Here is a 14,817-nt window from a genome sequence, read left to right as displayed (position 1 = left end):
ATTCGACAGAACGGCTGTCCTTGCTCGCGAAGTTGGGCCAACCGTGGGTTACCGTGACAAAGCGGACCGCAGGTGCGCCGAGATTCGCGCCCTCGCGAACGGAACGGACAGGGAGAAACACATGGCCAGCAAGGCTGAGAAGATCGTCGCCGGGCTCGGAGGCATCGACAACATCGAAGAGGTCGAAGGCTGCATCACCCGCCTGCGCACCGAGGTCGTGGACGCCTCCCTCGTCGACGAGGCCGCCCTGAAGGCCGCCGGCGCCCACGGCGTCGTGAAGATGGGCACCGCCATCCAGGTCGTCATCGGCACCGACGCCGACCCGATCGCCGCGGAGATCGAAGACCTGATGTGAGCGTGAGCCCCCCGCTCGCATCCTGAGGAGGGCCCGTTCCGGCAGGGGAACGGGCCCTCCGCCATGCCCGCCGCGCCCCGATAGGCTCGTCCCATGTCTCGCATCGACGGCCGTACCCCCGAACAGCTCCGCCCCGTCACCATCGAACGCGGCTGGAGCAAGCACGCCGAGGGCTCCGTCCTCATCTCCTTCGGCGACACCAAGGTCTTCTGCACCGCCTCCGTCACCGAAGGCGTCCCGCGCTGGCGCAAGGGAAGCGGCGAAGGCTGGGTCACCGGGGAGTACTCCATGCTCCCCCGCGCCACCAACACCCGCGGCGACCGCGAGTCCGTCCGCGGCAAGATCGGCGGCCGCACCCACGAGATCTCCCGCCTCATCGGCCGCTCCCTGCGCGCCGTCATCGACTACAAGGCCCTCGGCGAGAACACCATCGTCCTCGACTGCGACGTCCTCCAGGCCGACGGCGGCACCCGCACCGCCGCCATCACCGGCGCCTACGTCGCCCTCGCCGACGCCGTCGCCTGGGCACAGGGCAAGAAGCTGGTGAAGGCCGGCCGCAAGCCCCTCACCGGAACCGTCGCCGCCGTCTCCGTCGGCATCGTCGACGGCGTCCCCCTCCTCGACCTCTGCTACGAGGAGGACGTCCGCGCCGACACCGACATGAACGTCGTCTGCACCGGAGACGGCCGCTTCGTCGAGGTCCAGGGCACCGCCGAGGCCGAGCCCTTCGACCGCAAGGAACTCAACGCCCTCCTCGACCTGGCCTCCGGCGGCTGCGCCGAACTGGCCGAGATCCAGCGCAAGGCCCTCGAAGGAACCCTCTGACGGTCGGCTGCGTCCTGACGGGCGACGGGCGCACGGAACGTACCCGATACGATCCGTGCGCCCGAAGACTGTCATGTACGTATCTGGGGGAGGACCCGCCTTGAAGCGCCGTCTCGCACTCGCCACGGCCACGGCCGCCGCGCTCACCACCGTCCTGAGCGGCTGCGGAGCCCTCGACACGGCCATGGACTGCGTCAAGACCGCCGACGCGATAGCCACGTCCGTGCAGAACCTCCAGCAGGCCGTCTCGAACGCCTCCAACGACGTGACGCAGATCGAGGAGTCCCTGAACTCGATCTCCACCGAACTGGGCAACCTCAAGAACACCACGGGCAACGCCGACCTCTCGAAGGCCGTGGACGACCTCTCCAAGGGCGTCGACTCCGTCCGCACGGCGGTCAAGAACGGCGACACCACCCCGGACATCACGCCGATCACCGACGCGGCCGGCGAAGTGGCCAAGGTCTGCACCCCGGGATAATCGGGGCATGACCCGACAGCGACTGATCCTCGCCACCCGCAACGCGGGCAAGATCACCGAACTCCACGCGATCCTCGCCGACGCGGGCCTCGACCTCGAACTCGTCGGCGCGGACGCGTACCCCGACGTCCCCGACGTCAAGGAAACGGGCGTCACCTTCGCCGAGAACGCCCTCCTGAAGGCCCACGCCCTCGCCCGGGCCACCGGCCTCCCGGCCGTCGCCGACGACTCCGGCCTCTGCGTCGACGTCCTGAACGGCGCCCCCGGCATCTTCTCCGCCCGCTGGGCCGGCACCCACGGCGACGACAAGGCCAACCTGAACCTGCTCCTCGCCCAGCTCTCGGACATCGACGACGCCCACCGCGGCGCCCACTTCGCCTGCGCGGCGGCCCTGGCCCTCCCGGACGGCACGGAACGCGTGGTCGAGGGCCGGATGCCGGGCACCCTCCGCCACGCCCCGACGGGCACGAACGGCTTCGGCTACGACCCGATCCTCCAGCCGGAGGGCCACGACGTGACCTGCGCCGAACTGACCCCGGCCGAGAAGAACGCGATCAGCCACCGCGGCAAGGCCTTCAGGGCGCTGGTGCCGGTGGTGAAGGAGCTGGTGGGCTGAGGGGTGCAAACGGCGCGGCACTCTCGGAGTGCCGCGCCGTCGATGTGGGCCCGGTGGGACTCGAACCCACGACACACCGGACCTAAACCGGCGCCCTCTTGGCCAGCTGGGGTACGGACCCGCGGCGCCCACTGTACTGTGCTCCACCGCGGCGGTTCGAGAAGGTGCTGGTCTGGCTGTGGCACGACGGGCACAGGTACCGCAGGTTCTCGACGCGGTTGTCGAGCCGGTCGCCGTTGGCGTGGTCGATCTCCAGGACGAGTCGCTTTCCGCGCCAGACGTCGCCGATGCCGCACGCCTGGCACACGTGCGGTACGCCCAACTCGTCCAGCGCGCGACGCAACTGCGCGGTCCTGGTGCGATGGGCCCCCGGTTCCAGGCGGACGAGAATCTCGGCCGCCGTCTTGCGCGTTTGAGAGGGGACGCCTCGTTGGTGGGCCTGTCCCACGAAGTGCTCGCAAGAGATGCCGTGGGCGGCCATGCCTCGCTTCACGCGCGTCCGGGCCGCACCGCTGTCGGGAATGCCGAGGCGCTTCAGCACGCCCGCGAAGCTTTGCGAGCATGCCACGGCCCGGGCGAGCTCGTCCCGCGCGGGAACCCCGCAGCCGTACCTGCGTCCGCTACGGAAGTGAGACGTGTCGATGCCGAACCGGTCGAGCTGCTTGCGGATGTGCCCGTAAGGGCAGTCGCGCGGGGAGTACCCCATGAACTCGATCATTTCGCGGATGCTGTGCGAGTGCGCGGCCGCCTTCGCCAGCAGCTCTCTCGTGTAGGAGCGGCGCGGCCGCTCGGGCAGGCTCTCCTCGCGGAAGTGCGACGTGTCGATGCCGTAGTGCCTGAGCCGTTTGTTCAGGTAACTGCGCGGACCGGTGGCCATCGGCGTACCCAGCCGACGCATCAGGTCGACGAGACTCACGGATTCCGCGGCGGTTCGGGCGAGCAGGTCGCGGGTGTACGTCTGTGCGGTCATCCCCGGCCCCTCCGCTTGCGACCCCTGTACGTGTCCGTCGCCGCATGGCAGTTGGGGCACAGGAAGCGGAGGTTCTCTGGCCGGTCGTCCCACCACTCGGCGTTGATGTGGTCCACTTCCAGCTGCAGGGGCCTGCCGTTCCACTCCCGGCCCGTGCCGCACTCCGCGCAGCGTTCCTCGACCCCGAGGCGCAGAAGATGGCGCCTGAGGCGCTGCCCCGGAACCCTGCCGCCTTCCGGGCCGCGCAACCGGAGCGGATTTCCGCCCGGGGTCTTCACCCGTCCCCGCCGCGCCGGCGCGAAGTGGGACGTGTCGATGCCCAGGGCGGTGAGGCGGCGGCTGATGTGCGTGTGGTGTCCGCCGACCGCGTCGATGCCCAACCGGCGCAGCACTTCCTGGACGCTCGTGGACGCCGCCACCGCCTCCGCCAGAACCTTCCGTGTCCACCGCACCCCCTCCCGCTCGAAGTGCGACGTGCCCACCCCCAGCTTCCGCATGCGGTCGAGGAGGTACCGGCGCGACCCGCTCCTCGGATCCACCCCCAACCGTTCCAGCGCCTCCGTCAGTGTCCGCGCTCCCCGTGCCGCCGACTCCAGCACGTCCCTCGTGTACGGGCTCGCCCCCATGGGATCCCCTCCCCAGTACGGATCTCGCACGGACCAACGATCCGGATATCGGACGGTCACGTCATCGCGCGTACGAGAAACGGAACGGCCCGCGCCGGGGGACGCCGGTGCGGGCCGATCCGTTGGTCGAGAGGGGTCAGAACTTCGGTTCCGGGGCCTGGGCCAGGATCAGTTCCGCCGCCTCCTCCGGGGTCTCCACCGACGGGGGCGAGCCGTCCAGGGGGCGCCGGGCCGTCTCCTTCATGCAGGCCACCGCGACCACGCCGACGAGCGCCGCGCCCATCGCGTAGTACGCCGGCATCAGATTGCTGCCGGTCGCGCCGATCAGGGCCGTGATCACGAGCGGGGTCGTACCGCCGAAGAGGGAGGTCGACAGGTTGTAGCCCACCGAAAGGGAGCCGTACCGCACGTCCGTCGGGAAGAGCGCGGGGAGCGCCGCCGACATGGTGCCGAGCATGCAGACCAGCGAGAGGCCGAGCATCAGCATGCCCGCGGTGATCGCGGGTACGCCGCCCTGCCCGATGAGGAGGAAGGCGGGCAGGGAGAGGAGCAGGAAGCCGAGCATGCCGGTCATCAGGACGGGCTTGCGGCCGAAGCGGTCGTTGAGGCGGCCGACCTGAGTGATGATCAGCATGAGCAGGACCATCACGAGCAGGAGGATCAGCAGGCCGTGGGTCTCGCTGTAGCCGAGCTCGTCGGAGAGGTACGTCGGCATGTACGACAGCAGCATGTAGTCGGTGATGTTGTACGCGCCCACCAGGGCGACGCACAGGATCAGCGCGGGCCACTGCTGTCGGAAGATTTTCGCCAGGTCGCCCTTGGTGGAGGTCTCCACGGGGTCCGCCGCCTCGGAGGCGCGCGCCGACTCGGTCCCCAGCTTCTGGAAGGCGGGCGTCTCGTCGAGGCGCAGCCGCAGGTAGAGGCCGACCAGGCCCAGGGGGCCCGCCACGAGGAACGGCACGCGCCAGCCCCACGCCTCCATCGTGTCGGTGCCGAGCCACGCGGTGAGCGCCGTGACGAGGCCCGCCGCGCCGACGTAACCGGCCAGGGTGCCGAATTCGAGGAAGCTGCCGAAGTAGCCGCGGCGGCGGTCGGGGGCGTACTCGGCGATGAAGGTCGAGGCGCCGCCGTACTCGCCGCCGGTCGAGAACCCCTGGAGCATGCGGAAGAACACGAGGAGCGCCGGTGCCCAGAAGCCGATCGAGGCGTAGGAGGGGATCAGGCCGATCGCGAAGGTGCCGACCGCCATGAGGATCATGGTCAGGGCGAGGACCTTCTTCCGGCCCAACCGGTCACCCATCGGGCCGAACACCATGCCGCCGAGTGGGCGGATCAGGAAGGCGACCGCGAACGTCGCGAACGACGACAGCAGCTGGACCGTGTCGTTGCCGGCCGGGAAGAAGACGTGCCCGAGGGTGACGGCGAGGTAGGCGTAGATGCCGAAGTCGAACCACTCCATGGCGTTGCCCAGGGAGGCCGCCCTCACCGCCCGCTTGACCGCCGCCTCGTCGGTGACCGTGATGTCGGTCCGCCGCAGTCTGGGCTCCCGGCGCCGGGTGACGGCCTTGAACAGGCGCGGATGGCGTCTCAGGGCCTCGGGATCGGCCGCGGGGTCGCGGTCTGTGGCCGGCATGACCGTACGTCCTCTCTTGGGGAGCACACTCCAGAGGCACTTCTGCACGGTCACGCCGATCACAAACGGAACGGGTCCCGGAATGGGACGTCCGTCACGTCGGGCGGGGGTCAGCCCTCGATGGCCAGGTCCCTGATGATCTTGGCGACGTGGCCGGTGGCCTTGACGTTGTAGAAGGCGTGCTCCACCTTGCCCTCCTCGTCGACCACGACCGTGGAGCGGATCACGCCCGTCACCACCTTGCCGTACAGCTTCTTCTCGCCGAAGGCGCCGTACGCCTCCAGGGTCGTCTTCTCCGGGTCGCCGACCAGGGTGACCTTGAGGTTCTCCTTCTCGCGGAACTTCGCGAGCTTCTCCGGCTTGTCGGGGGACACGCCGATGACGTCGTAGCCCGCGGCGGCGAGGACGTCGAGGTTGTCGGTGAAGTCGCAGGCCTGCTTGGTGCAGCCGGGGGTGAGGGCCGCGGGGTAGAAGTAGACGATGACCTTGCGGCCCTTGTGGTCCGCGAGGGAGACCTCGTTGCCGTCCGCGTCGGGAAGGGTGAAGGCGGGGGCGGTGTCGCCGGGCTGCAGTCGCTCGCTCATGGCTGGCTCTCCTCGGGGATGTTCGCGTACGCGGTAAGAGCCTAATGGGGGTCTGGGGCGACCCGATCGCGACAGAACTGACAGACTGGCCGTCAACGACCGGATCACGACTACGGAGGCAGCGCGGTGTCGGAGGCCAGGACCCCTGCGCAGATCGAGGCGGACATCGTCCGCCGGCGCGAGCAGCTCGCCATCACGCTCGACGAGATCGGCATTCGGATGCACCCGAAGACGATCGTCGGGGACGCCAGGGCGAAGGTCGTCTCGGCCGTCGACCAGACGGCCGGACGCGCCTTCGTCGCCGTCAACCGGGTCGTCTCGGACGTGAAGGCCCGTTTCACCCACGAGGACGGCGCGCCCCGCCTGGAGCGGGTCGTCCCGGTGGCCGTCGTGGCCCTCGCCGTCGTCGGCCTGATGGTTTCCTCCTCCCGGCGGCACAAGGCGTGAGCCTCCCCGGGTACGGGCGACACGCCCGGGCAGGTAGGTTCGACGCGTGAGCGAGAACACGCACGACAAGCTGCCCATCCGGATGCTCCACGACCGGGTCCTCGTCCGCACCGACTCCCCGGAGGGGGAGCGGCGTTCCGGCGGCGGCATCCTGATCCCGGCGACGGCTGCCGTGGGCCGTCGCCTCGCCTGGGCCGAGGTGGTCGCGGTCGGCCAGAACGTCCGCACCGTCGAGATCGGCGACCGGGTGCTGTACGACCCCGAGGACCGTGCCGAGGTCGAGGTGCGGGGCGTCGCGTACGTCCTGATGAGGGAGCGCGACCTGCACGCGGTGGCCGCGGACCGGTTCCAGGGGACGTCGGACTCGACCGGGCTGTATCTGTAGGAAGAAGCGCGCGAGGGCCCCGGTGACCGGAGTCACCGGGGCCTTCGCCCGTTTTTTGCTAGCCTGGAGACACCCCGACGAGACGCGCCGTACCGGGTTCGACGACAAGACGACGCACCCCTGTTGATCCGTCTTTCGGAGGTGTCTCGTCATGGCCTGGGTTCTGCTGGTCGTCGCCGGTCTGCTGGAGGTCGGCTGGTCCATCGGGATGAAGTACACCGATGGTTTCACCCGGCTCTGGCCCAGTGTCCTCACCGGCGCGGGGATCGTCGCCTCCATGGTGCTGCTGTCGCAGGCGGCCAAGACGCTGCCGATCGGTACGGCGTACGGCGTGTGGGTCGGCATCGGCGCGGCCGGTGCGGCGGTGCTCGGCATGGTGGTGCTGGGGGAGCCGGCGACCGCCGCCCGTGTCTTCTTCGTCTGTCTGCTGCTCGTCGCCGTGGTCGGGCTCAAGGCGACGAGCGGTCACTGACCGGTGCCGCGGGAGGGGCCGGGGCCGGGTGCGGGGCTGCGCGTCGCCGCGCCGGGCCCGGCCTCGCCCGTCTCGTACCAGTCCTCCGATCCGTCGGGTCCGTCCGGTCCGTCCGGTGCGGCCGACCCTTCCGGTGGGGCCGACCCTTCCGGTGGGGCCGACCCGTCCGGCGGCGTCGACGGCATCGGTTCGGCCCCCGGCATCAGCCGGAGTTCGAAGTCCTGGGGAGGCGTCCCGTCCAGTGCCTCCCGGGTGAACCGGGCCCAGATCTCGGCCGGCACCCCGCCGCCGTTCATGCGCGGCTGGCCCAGGGCGCCGTACAGCGACTCCTGCGCCCCCGATTCCGGGTCCTGCCCCATGAGCGCGACGACCGTCGCGAGCTCCGGGGTGTAGCCGGCGAACCAGGCGGCCTTGTCGTCCTCCGCCGTGCCCGTCTTGCCGGCGGCCGGGCGTCCCGCCGCCTGCGCGGCCGTGCCCGTGCCGGTCTCGACGACCCCGCGCAGGACCGACGTGGTCGTGTCGGCGGCCTCGCGGCTCACCGCCTGCCGGCGGGCGACGGCCGGGAGCTCCAGTTCCCGGCCGCCCCGGCTGATGCTCTCGACGAGGGAGTACGTGCCGTTCCGGCCGTGCGCGGCGAGCGTGGCGTACGCCGAGGCCATGTCGAGGACGCTGGCGGTGGCGGAGCCGAGGGCGATGGACGGGGAGGCGGTGAGGTCGGGGGTGGAGCGGGGCAGTCCGAGGGCGATCGCGGTGCGCCGTACGTGCGCGGGGCCGACGTCCACCGCCATCTGGGCGTACACGGTGTTCACCGACAGGCCGGTGGCGGCGTTGACGTTGATGTCGCCGTAGCTGGCGTCGTCCTCGTTGGCGGGGTCGTACGGGTCGCCGGTCCAGCCCTCCACCGGGCGCCGGTTGGTTCCGTCGTAGACGGTGTACGGGGTGATGGGCCGGCCCTGCTGGGTCTGGGCGCCGTTCTGGACGGCGGCCGTGAAGACGAAGGGCTTGAAGGTGGAGCCGACCTGGTAGTCGCGGCGGGTCGCGTTGTTGACGTACTGCTGGGTGTAGTCGATGCCGCCGTACATGGCGAGGACCTTGCCGTTCGCCGGGTCGACGGCCGCGGCCCCGACCCGTACGTACCGGTCGGCGGGGGCGCTCGCCGGGTCGAGCCGGGAGACGACCTGGTCCTCGACGGCCTGGACGAGGGCCTCCTGTTTGGCGGGTTCCAGGGTGGTGGTGATGCGGAAGCCGCCGCCGGCGAGGGTCTTCTCGTCGACGATCCCGTGGTCGGTGAGGTACTCCTCGACGGCCTGGACGAGGTAGCCGCGCTGGCCGGAGAGGGCGCTCGTGGCGCGGGCGGTCTGGGGGACGGGGAAGCGGGCGGCGGCGCGGGCCGCGGGGCTGAGCCATCCCTCGCCGGCCATGCCGTCGAGGACGTAGTGCCAGCGGGCGACGGCCTTGGCCCGGTTCTCGGGGTGGGTGGTGACGTCGTAGGCGCTGGGGGCCTTGAGGAGGGAGGCCAGGTAGGCGCCCTCGGCGGTGTCGAGCTGCTGGACGTCCTTGCCGTAGTAGGCGCGGGCGGCGGCCTGGACGCCGTAGGCGTTGCGGCCGAAGTAACTGGTGTTCAGGTAGCCCTGGAGGATCTCCTCCTTGCTCTTCTCGCGGCCGAGCTTGAGGGCGATGAAGAACTCCTTGGCCTTGCGGGTGAGGGTCTGTTCCTGGCCGAGGTAGTAGTTCTTCACGTACTGCTGGGTGATGGTGGAGCCGGACTGGCGGCCCTTGCCGGTGACGGTGTTCCAGGCGGCGCGGACCATGGCCTTGGGGTCGACGGCGCGCGAGGTCTGGAAGTCGCGTTCCTCGGCGGCGAGGACGGCCTGGCGGACGGGGAGCGGGATCTGGTCGAGGCGGACGCTCTCGCGGTTGACCTCGCCGTCGCGGGCGAGCGGGGTGCCGTCCCGGTAGAGGTAGACGTTGGACTGGGCGACGGCGGCGGCGTTGGCGGGCGGGATCTCCACCAGGAGGTATCCGGCGGCGAAGCCGCCGACGAGCAGCAGGCCGCCGAGCAGGAGGAGCCCGAAGAGGGTCCGCAGGACACGGCGGGGGCGTCTCGGGGGGGCGGGGTCGGCGAGTGTGGGGTCCCGCGGCTCCCAGCCGTCCGGGTGGGGGTCGTCGTCGCTCGTGCCGTGCGTACCGTTCGCATCGGAGGAAGGGGACATGGCATCACATACTGCATGGAACGCACCGAAACTCCCTCAAGCGACCCGAAGGTGGCGCGAAAACCGCTCGCGGCGCACCGGACGAAGCCACTAGGGTCGTGCGCTTCGCCGTGTCCGTGTGGACATCCGTGGGGAAAGGGCCTCTCATGCTGCGGCTGTACGCGATGGTGGCCGCGGGCGGGTTCCGGAGGTTCGCCGCCTACCGCGTGGCCACGGCGGCCGGTGTCTTCACCAACACCGTCTTCGGCTTCGTCCTCTCCGCCACCTACATCGCCCTCTGGAACGAACGCCCCCGCCTCGGCGGCTACTCCATGGACGACGCCCTCGCCTACGTCTGGATCGGCCAGGCGCTGATCACCGTCTGCGGGCTGATGGGCGGCGGCTTCGAGGACGAGCTGATCGAACGGATCAGGACCGGCGACATCGCCGTCGACCTCTACCGCCCCGCCGACCTCCAGGCCTGGTGGTTCTCGGCCAACGCGGGCCGCTCCGCCTACCAGCTCCTCGGCCGCGGCGTCGCCCCGATGGCGGTCGGCGCGCTCGTCTTCGACTTCGCCCTGCCGCCGGGACCGGGCGCGTGGCTCGCGTTCCTGCTCGCGGTGGCGCTCGGCTCGGTGGTCGGCTTCGCGATCTGGTACCTGGTGGCCATGAGCGCCTTCTGGCTGCTCGACGGCCAGGGCGTGGTGCAGGCGGCCTGGCTGGCGGGCCTGTTCTTCTCCGGGATGCTGCTCCCGCTGAACGTCTTCCCGGGCACGCTGGGGGAACTGGCGCGGCTGCTCCCGTGGGCCTCGCTGCTCCAGGTGCCGGCCGACGTGTACCTGGGGAAGTACGAGGGCTGGGAGCTGGCGGGGGCGTACGGCTTCCAGGGCTGCTGGGCGCTGGTCCTGCTCGGCGCGGGCCGGGCGGCGCAGGCGGCGGCGACGCGGAAGGTGGTGGTGCAGGGTGGGTAGGTCTCCGGCGGCCGATTCCCGGCGCGCGTACGGGGAACCGGGGCTCCTGGGCGACTCCTGGCGCACGTACCGGATGGTGGCGGGCATGTGGATCCGCTCCACGATGACGTACCGCTCCTCCTTCGCCCTGACCCTCGCCACCAGCTTCTGCGTCACCTTCTTCGACTTCGTCGTCATCCTCCTGATGTTCGGTCAGGTGCGGGGCCTCGGCGGCTTCTCGTTCGCGGAGGTCGCCCTCCTGTACGGGACGGCCGGCACGTCCTTCGGGATCGCCGACCTCACGATGGGCTCGCTGCAGAAGATGGGGAAGCGGATCAGGGACGGCTCCCTCGACACCTTCCTGATGCGTCCGGCGCCGCTGCTCGCGCAGGTCGCGGCGGACAAGTTCGCGCTGCGGCGGTTCGGCAGGATCGCGCAGGGCCTGATGGTGCTGGTGTGGGGGCTGCTCCTGGTGGACGTGGCGTGGACGCCGCTGAAGGCGCTGCTGCTGCCGGTGACGGTGGCGTGCGGGGCGGTGATCTTCGGTGCGGTGATGGTGCTGGGGGCGTCGACCCAGTTCTGGCTGCAGGACGCCGCCGAGGTCACGAACTCCTTCACGTACGGCGGGAACACCCTCCTCCAGTACCCGCCGACGATCTTCGCGCAGGAGCTGGTGCGGGGCGTCGTGTACGTCGTGCCGCTGGCGTTCGTGAGCTGGCTGCCCGCCCTGTACGTGCTGGGGCGGCCGGCCCCGGCGGGGGTGCCGGGGTGGGCGGCGTTCGCGTCGCCCCTGGTGGCGGCGGTCTGCTGCGGGGCCGCGGGGCTCGCGTGGCGCGCCGGGATCCGCTCGTACCGATCGACAGGAAGCTGAGGTCCCCCCATGCCCCCCTTCATCGAACTGGACGCACTGGAGAAGACCTTCACGGTCCGCCGCAGGGCGGGCCTCCTGCGTCGCGAGAAGAGGGAGGTCCGAGCGGTCGACGGCATCTCCTTCGGCGTCGAGAAGGGGGAGATGGTCGGCTACATCGGCCCGAACGGCGCCGGCAAGTCGACCACGATCAAGATGCTCACCGGCATCCTCACGCCCAGCGGCGGCCGGCTGCGGGTCGCGGGCGTCGACCCGGCGCGCGAGCGCACCCGCCTGGCCCGGCGGATAGGGGTGGTCTTCGGCCAGCGCACGACCCTGTGGTGGGACCTGCCGCTGAAGGACTCGTACCGGCTGGCCCACCGCATGTACCGGATCCCCGACGACCGCTACGAGAGGAACCTGGCCCGCTGCGTGGACCTCCTCGACCTCGGGGAGCTCCTGGACGTCCCCGTACGGCAGCTCTCCCTCGGTCAGCGGATGCGCGGCGACATCGCGGCGGCGCTGCTGCACGACCCGGAGGTGCTGTACCTGGACGAGCCGACGATCGGCCTGGACGTGGTGTCGAAGGCCAGGGTCCGCGACTTCCTGCGCGAACTGAACGCCACCCGGGGCACCACCGTCCTCCTCACCACCCACGACCTCACGGACATCGAGCAGCTCTGCTCACGGGTGATGGTCATCGACCACGGGCGTCTGATGTACGACGGCGACCTGGCCGGCCTGCACGCCGTGGGCGAGAGCGAACGGCTCCTGATGGTGGACCTGGAGCGCGAGCTGCCCCCGATCACGGACGTGCCGGGAGCCCGGTTCGTACGGGCCGAGGGCCCGCGCCAGTGGCTGGCGTTCCCGGCGACGACCTCGGCGGCCCCGCTGGTGGCGGCGGTGGCGGCGAGACATCCCCTCCTCGACCTCTCGGTGCGGGAGCCGGACATCGAGGCGGTGATCGCGAAGATGTACGGGGGAACTCGGGACGAGCGCCGGGAGTCCCTGATGTAGGAGGTCGAACCGATGGTGAGTTTCTCGTACACGGCGGCGGACGAGGAGAAGAGCAGAGGCGTCCGCCGCATGAAGACGCTGGCGACGTCCCTGCTGATCGTCGTGGCCGTGATCTACGGCCTGGCGACCTGGGCGCGCAACGAGGGCTGGGGGGCCTGGGCCGGCTACGTCGCGGCGGCGGCGGAGGCGGGCATGGTCGGCGCGCTGGCGGACTGGTTCGCGGTCACGGCCCTCTTCCGGCGCCCCCTGGGACTCCCCATCCCCCACACGGCGATCATCCCGACGAAGAAGGACCAGCTGGGCGCGTCGCTGGGCACCTTCGTGGGCGAGAACTTCCTCTCGGCGGACGTCGTACGGGGCAGGCTGAAGGCGTTCGGGATCGGCAGCCGACTGGGGGAGTGGCTGGCGGACCCGGCGCACGCCGACCGGGTGACGGCGGAGGCGTCGACGGCGCTGCGGGGCGCCCTGACCGTCCTGCGCGACGCGGACGTCCAGGCGGTCGTCGGGGAGGCGATCACCCGCCGCGCCGAATCGGCGGAGATCGCCCCGGGCCTGGGCAAGACCCTGGAGCGGATCGTCGCCGACGGGGCCCACCGCCGGGCGGTCGACCTGATCTGCACCCGTGCCCACGACTGGCTGGTCACGCACGGGGACTCGGTGATGGACGCGGTCCAGGGCGGCGCCCCGGGCTGGACGCCCCGCTTCGTGGACCGCAAGGTCGGCGAGCGGGTCTACCGCGAACTCCTCCGCTTCGTCACGGAGATGCGCGACATGCCGGGCCACCCGGCGCGCGCCGCGATCGACCGCTTCCTCACCGACTTCGCGGCCGACCTCCAGGCGGACACGGACACCCGCGCCCGCGTGGAACGCCTGAAGTCGGACCTCCTGGCCCGGCCGGAGATCCAGGACATCATCGCCTCGGCCTGGTCCTCGATCCGGTCCCTGATCATCGCGGCGGCCGAGGACGACCGCAGCCAGCTCCGCCTCCGCGCCCGCGCCTCCCTGATCTCCCTGGGCACCCGCCTGGCGACGGACACCCGCCTCCAGACGAAGGTCGAGGGCTGGGCGGAGGACGCGGCGGCGTACGTCGTCACGACGTACCGCCACGAGATCACGTCCCTGATCACCGACACGGTCGCCGGCTGGGACGCCACCCAGACCTCCCGCAAGATCGAGGCCAACATCGGCCGCGACCTCCAGTTCATCCGCATCAACGGCACGGTGGTGGGCGCACTGGCGGGGCTGATGATCTATGCGGTGAGCAGGGCGGTGGGGGGCTGAGGGGGGCCGGCCTTCCGGAGGGTCGGTCCCGGTCGCGCGGGGTCAGCCCTTTCCCCGGGTGACGGCCCAGGAGGCGACGGCCATGCCCCCGGCGACGGAGAACACGGCGGGCCAGGCGCCGATCTTCTTGGCGAGCGGGTGGGATCCGGCGAAGGCGGCGACGTACGCGCCCGTCAGCCCCACGGAAGCCTTGGTCCCACCCACCTGCTGCCACTCCCGCGCGGCCACCCCGCCGGCCACGGCGAGCACGACACCCCCGAGGGGCCGCTTCTTGGTCCACCGGGCGACGGCGTAACCACCGACGAGGCCGGCGGCGGCTACGGCGGGGGAGGGGATGCGGGGCATGACGGGGGCCTTCCTGGTCGACGGTGGTCCTTTCGAGCGTACGGGAGTCAGCCACGAGCGCTGGGGACACAGCTGGCGCAGTGCGTCTCGTCGCCGACGGGCCGGAAGAGGGTCGCCTGGGTGTGGTCGCCGGCGCACTCGCGGGTGCCTCGGAGGCGCGGTGAGAGGCGGTTGCCGGGTGCGGGTGCGGGTGCGGGTGTGGTTGCGGGCGGGTGCGGTTCTCGTGGGGGTACGTCGCGCAGGAGGTGGCGGACGAGGCCGCCGGGCCGGTGGACGGGCGTTCCGTCGGTGGGGAGGCAGCGGCGGATGTGTGCGTGGACGTCGGTGGGGGTGTGTCCGGCGTCGAGCCAGCGGGCGGCGAGGCGGGCGAGTTCGTCGCGCATGCCGGGTGGGATGTGGCGGAGGGCGGGGGAGAGGGCGGGCAGGGTGCCGATGAGGGCGCGGGCCTCGTCGAGCCGGGGCGAGTGCTCGGCCGTCTCGGCCGTCTGGGTCGTCTGGGCCGTCTCGGCCGTCTGGGCCGTCTCGGTCGTCTGGGTCGTCTGGGTCGGCTCCGGGGGAAGGTGGGAGGTGTTTTTCCTCGGGTCTTTCTCTGGATGACGGTCGGTGGGCGGGGTGGTCGGCTGACCGGCGGCCGGTTTCCGGGGGCTCGGCGTGACCTGCGGAGGCGTCACGGGTTCCCTGGCGAGGAGCTTGGCGGCCTGGTCGGCGGTCAGCGGGTGGCTGGAGACGAGTTGTTGGGTGGCCCAGCGTCCTCCGGCGATCTGCACGCGCCGTTCGTGGACGAAGCCTTC

The 14,817-nt window shown here is 71.2% G+C and carries 17 protein-coding genes, 1 tRNA gene, 1 pseudogene and 1 riboswitch; of the genes and pseudogenes, 11 read left to right on the top strand and 8 right to left on the bottom strand.

Annotation, left to right across the window (positions count from 1 at the left end):
- Nucleotides 1–82 precede the first annotated feature (82 nt).
- From IE180_RS30570 to rdgB, 4 genes are all read left to right on the top strand, one after another.
- Entirely contained in the window at nt 83–355 is a 273-nt protein-coding gene (locus IE180_RS30570) for a PTS sugar transporter subunit IIB (protein ID WP_373302839.1), read from the top strand.
- 93 nt (nt 356–448) lie between these two features.
- Nucleotides 449–1,180 carry a ribonuclease PH gene (gene rph, locus IE180_RS30565; RefSeq protein ID WP_190160204.1) on the top strand — a complete coding sequence of 244 codons (732 nt, stop codon included), beginning with the start codon at nt 449–451 and terminating at the stop codon, nt 1,178–1,180.
- A 73-nt stretch (nt 1,181–1,253) separates the two neighbouring features.
- Nucleotides 1,254–1,661: a hypothetical protein gene (locus tag IE180_RS30560; RefSeq protein WP_190160203.1), complete on the top strand. Its 408-nt coding sequence runs from the start codon at nt 1,254–1,256 to the stop codon at nt 1,659–1,661.
- A gap of 7 nt (nt 1,662–1,668) precedes the next feature.
- Nucleotides 1,669–2,277, top strand: a complete 609-nt coding sequence (gene rdgB / locus IE180_RS30555) for an RdgB/HAM1 family non-canonical purine NTP pyrophosphatase (protein ID WP_190160202.1) — start codon at nt 1,669–1,671, stop codon at nt 2,275–2,277.
- A gap of 45 nt (nt 2,278–2,322) precedes the next feature.
- On the opposite strand, the gene IE180_RS30550 is transcribed toward rdgB, so the two are convergent.
- From IE180_RS30550 to bcp, 5 genes are all read right to left on the bottom strand, one after another.
- A tRNA-Leu gene (locus tag IE180_RS30550) sits at nt 2,323–2,398 on the bottom strand.
- The gene (locus IE180_RS37610) at nt 2,360–2,758 is read right to left on the bottom strand and encodes an HNH endonuclease signature motif containing protein (protein ID WP_373302838.1); all 399 of its coding nucleotides are present in this window, start codon (nt 2,756–2,758) and stop codon (nt 2,360–2,362) included. The genes IE180_RS30550 and IE180_RS37610 overlap by 39 nt, the downstream gene beginning before the upstream one ends.
- 485 nt (nt 2,759–3,243) lie before the next feature.
- Nucleotides 3,244–3,873 carry an HNH endonuclease gene (locus IE180_RS30540; RefSeq protein WP_190160201.1) on the bottom strand — a complete coding sequence of 210 codons (630 nt, stop codon included), beginning with the start codon at nt 3,871–3,873 and terminating at the stop codon, nt 3,244–3,246.
- Between the two features lie 136 nt (nt 3,874–4,009).
- On the bottom strand, nt 4,010–5,506 hold the full coding sequence (proP, locus tag IE180_RS30535; RefSeq protein WP_190160200.1) for a glycine betaine/L-proline transporter ProP: 1,497 nt from the start codon (nt 5,504–5,506) through the stop codon (nt 4,010–4,012).
- A 110-nt stretch (nt 5,507–5,616) separates the two neighbouring features.
- Nucleotides 5,617–6,090 (bottom strand): thioredoxin-dependent thiol peroxidase, encoded by a 474-nt coding sequence (gene bcp, locus IE180_RS30530; RefSeq protein ID WP_030691576.1) that lies wholly within the window; start codon nt 6,088–6,090, stop codon nt 5,617–5,619.
- Between the two features lie 126 nt (nt 6,091–6,216).
- On the opposite strand from bcp, the gene IE180_RS30525 reads away from it, so the two are divergent.
- From IE180_RS30525 to IE180_RS30515, 3 genes are all read left to right on the top strand, one after another.
- Nucleotides 6,217–6,537 (top strand): DUF3618 domain-containing protein, encoded by a 321-nt coding sequence (locus IE180_RS30525; protein WP_190160199.1) that lies wholly within the window; start codon nt 6,217–6,219, stop codon nt 6,535–6,537.
- Nucleotides 6,538–6,583: 46 nt separating this feature from the next.
- Entirely contained in the window at nt 6,584–6,922 is a 339-nt protein-coding gene (locus IE180_RS30520) for a GroES family chaperonin (RefSeq protein ID WP_030554720.1), read from the top strand.
- 56 nt (nt 6,923–6,978) lie between these two features.
- Nucleotides 6,979–7,041, top strand: a riboswitch (guanidine-III (ykkC-III) riboswitch).
- A gap of 32 nt (nt 7,042–7,073) precedes the next feature.
- Nucleotides 7,074–7,394, top strand: coding sequence for a DMT family transporter (locus tag IE180_RS30515; RefSeq protein WP_190160198.1), 321 nt, complete (start codon nt 7,074–7,076; stop codon nt 7,392–7,394).
- On the opposite strand, the gene IE180_RS30510 is transcribed toward IE180_RS30515, so the two are convergent.
- Nucleotides 7,388–9,607, bottom strand: a complete 2,220-nt coding sequence (locus tag IE180_RS30510; protein ID WP_190160197.1) for a transglycosylase domain-containing protein — start codon at nt 9,605–9,607, stop codon at nt 7,388–7,390. The genes IE180_RS30515 and IE180_RS30510 overlap by 7 nt on opposite strands.
- A gap of 149 nt (nt 9,608–9,756) precedes the next feature.
- On the opposite strand from IE180_RS30510, the gene IE180_RS30505 reads away from it, so the two are divergent.
- The 4 genes and pseudogenes from IE180_RS30505 to IE180_RS30490 form a co-directional block, all read left to right on the top strand.
- Nucleotides 9,757–10,557, top strand: coding sequence for an ABC transporter permease (locus IE180_RS30505; protein ID WP_190160284.1), 801 nt, complete (start codon nt 9,757–9,759; stop codon nt 10,555–10,557).
- The gene (locus IE180_RS30500) at nt 10,550–11,407 is read left to right on the top strand and encodes an ABC transporter permease (RefSeq protein ID WP_373302833.1); all 858 of its coding nucleotides are present in this window, start codon (nt 10,550–10,552) and stop codon (nt 11,405–11,407) included. Before IE180_RS30505 ends, IE180_RS30500 begins: the two co-directional genes overlap by 8 nt.
- Before the next feature lie 9 nt (nt 11,408–11,416).
- Entirely contained in the window at nt 11,417–12,400 is a 984-nt protein-coding gene (locus tag IE180_RS30495; RefSeq protein ID WP_190160196.1) for an ABC transporter ATP-binding protein, read from the top strand.
- Between the two features lie 21 nt (nt 12,401–12,421).
- Nucleotides 12,422–13,681, top strand: a pseudogene (locus tag IE180_RS30490) (DUF445 domain-containing protein); the annotation flags it as partial.
- A 42-nt stretch (nt 13,682–13,723) separates the two neighbouring features.
- Here IE180_RS30490 and IE180_RS30485 read toward each other — a convergent pair.
- Nucleotides 13,724–14,026, bottom strand: coding sequence for a hypothetical protein (locus IE180_RS30485; RefSeq protein ID WP_190160194.1), 303 nt, complete (start codon nt 14,024–14,026; stop codon nt 13,724–13,726).
- Nucleotides 14,027–14,073: 47 nt separating this feature from the next.
- On the bottom strand, nt 14,074–14,817 hold a 744-nt coding region (locus tag IE180_RS30480; protein WP_229861055.1), incomplete at its 5' end, for a hypothetical protein.

The sequence above is a fragment of the Streptomyces litmocidini genome (assembly GCF_014649755.1).
GTDB lineage: Bacteria > Actinomycetota > Actinomycetes > Streptomycetales > Streptomycetaceae > Streptomyces > Streptomyces litmocidini.
The sequence above is the reverse complement of the archived record's forward strand: the minus strand, read 5'-3'. Positions and strand labels throughout refer to the sequence as shown.

Bases quoted from the DNA above. Each gene is read 5' to 3' on its own strand.
- rph (WP_190160204.1), top strand. From the start codon at position 449: ATGTCTCGCATCGACGGCCGTACCCCCGAACAGCTCCGCCCCGTCACC.
- IE180_RS30560 (WP_190160203.1), top strand. From the start codon at position 1,254: ATGTACGTATCTGGGGGAGGACCCGCCTTGAAGCGCCGTCTCGCACTC.
- rdgB (WP_190160202.1), top strand. From the start codon at position 1,669: ATGACCCGACAGCGACTGATCCTCGCCACCCGCAACGCGGGCAAGATC.
- IE180_RS37610 (WP_373302838.1), bottom strand. From the start codon at position 2,758: ATGGCCGCCCACGGCATCTCTTGCGAGCACTTCGTGGGACAGGCCCAC.
- IE180_RS30540 (WP_190160201.1), bottom strand. From the start codon at position 3,873: ATGGGGGCGAGCCCGTACACGAGGGACGTGCTGGAGTCGGCGGCACGG.
- proP (WP_190160200.1), bottom strand. From the start codon at position 5,506: ATGCCGGCCACAGACCGCGACCCCGCGGCCGATCCCGAGGCCCTGAGA.
- bcp (WP_030691576.1), bottom strand. From the start codon at position 6,090: ATGAGCGAGCGACTGCAGCCCGGCGACACCGCCCCCGCCTTCACCCTT.
- IE180_RS30515 (WP_190160198.1), top strand. From the start codon at position 7,074: ATGGCCTGGGTTCTGCTGGTCGTCGCCGGTCTGCTGGAGGTCGGCTGG.
- IE180_RS30510 (WP_190160197.1), bottom strand. From the start codon at position 9,607: ATGTCCCCTTCCTCCGATGCGAACGGTACGCACGGCACGAGCGACGAC.
- IE180_RS30495 (WP_190160196.1), top strand. From the start codon at position 11,417: ATGCCCCCCTTCATCGAACTGGACGCACTGGAGAAGACCTTCACGGTC.
- IE180_RS30485 (WP_190160194.1), bottom strand. From the start codon at position 14,026: ATGCCCCGCATCCCCTCCCCCGCCGTAGCCGCCGCCGGCCTCGTCGGT.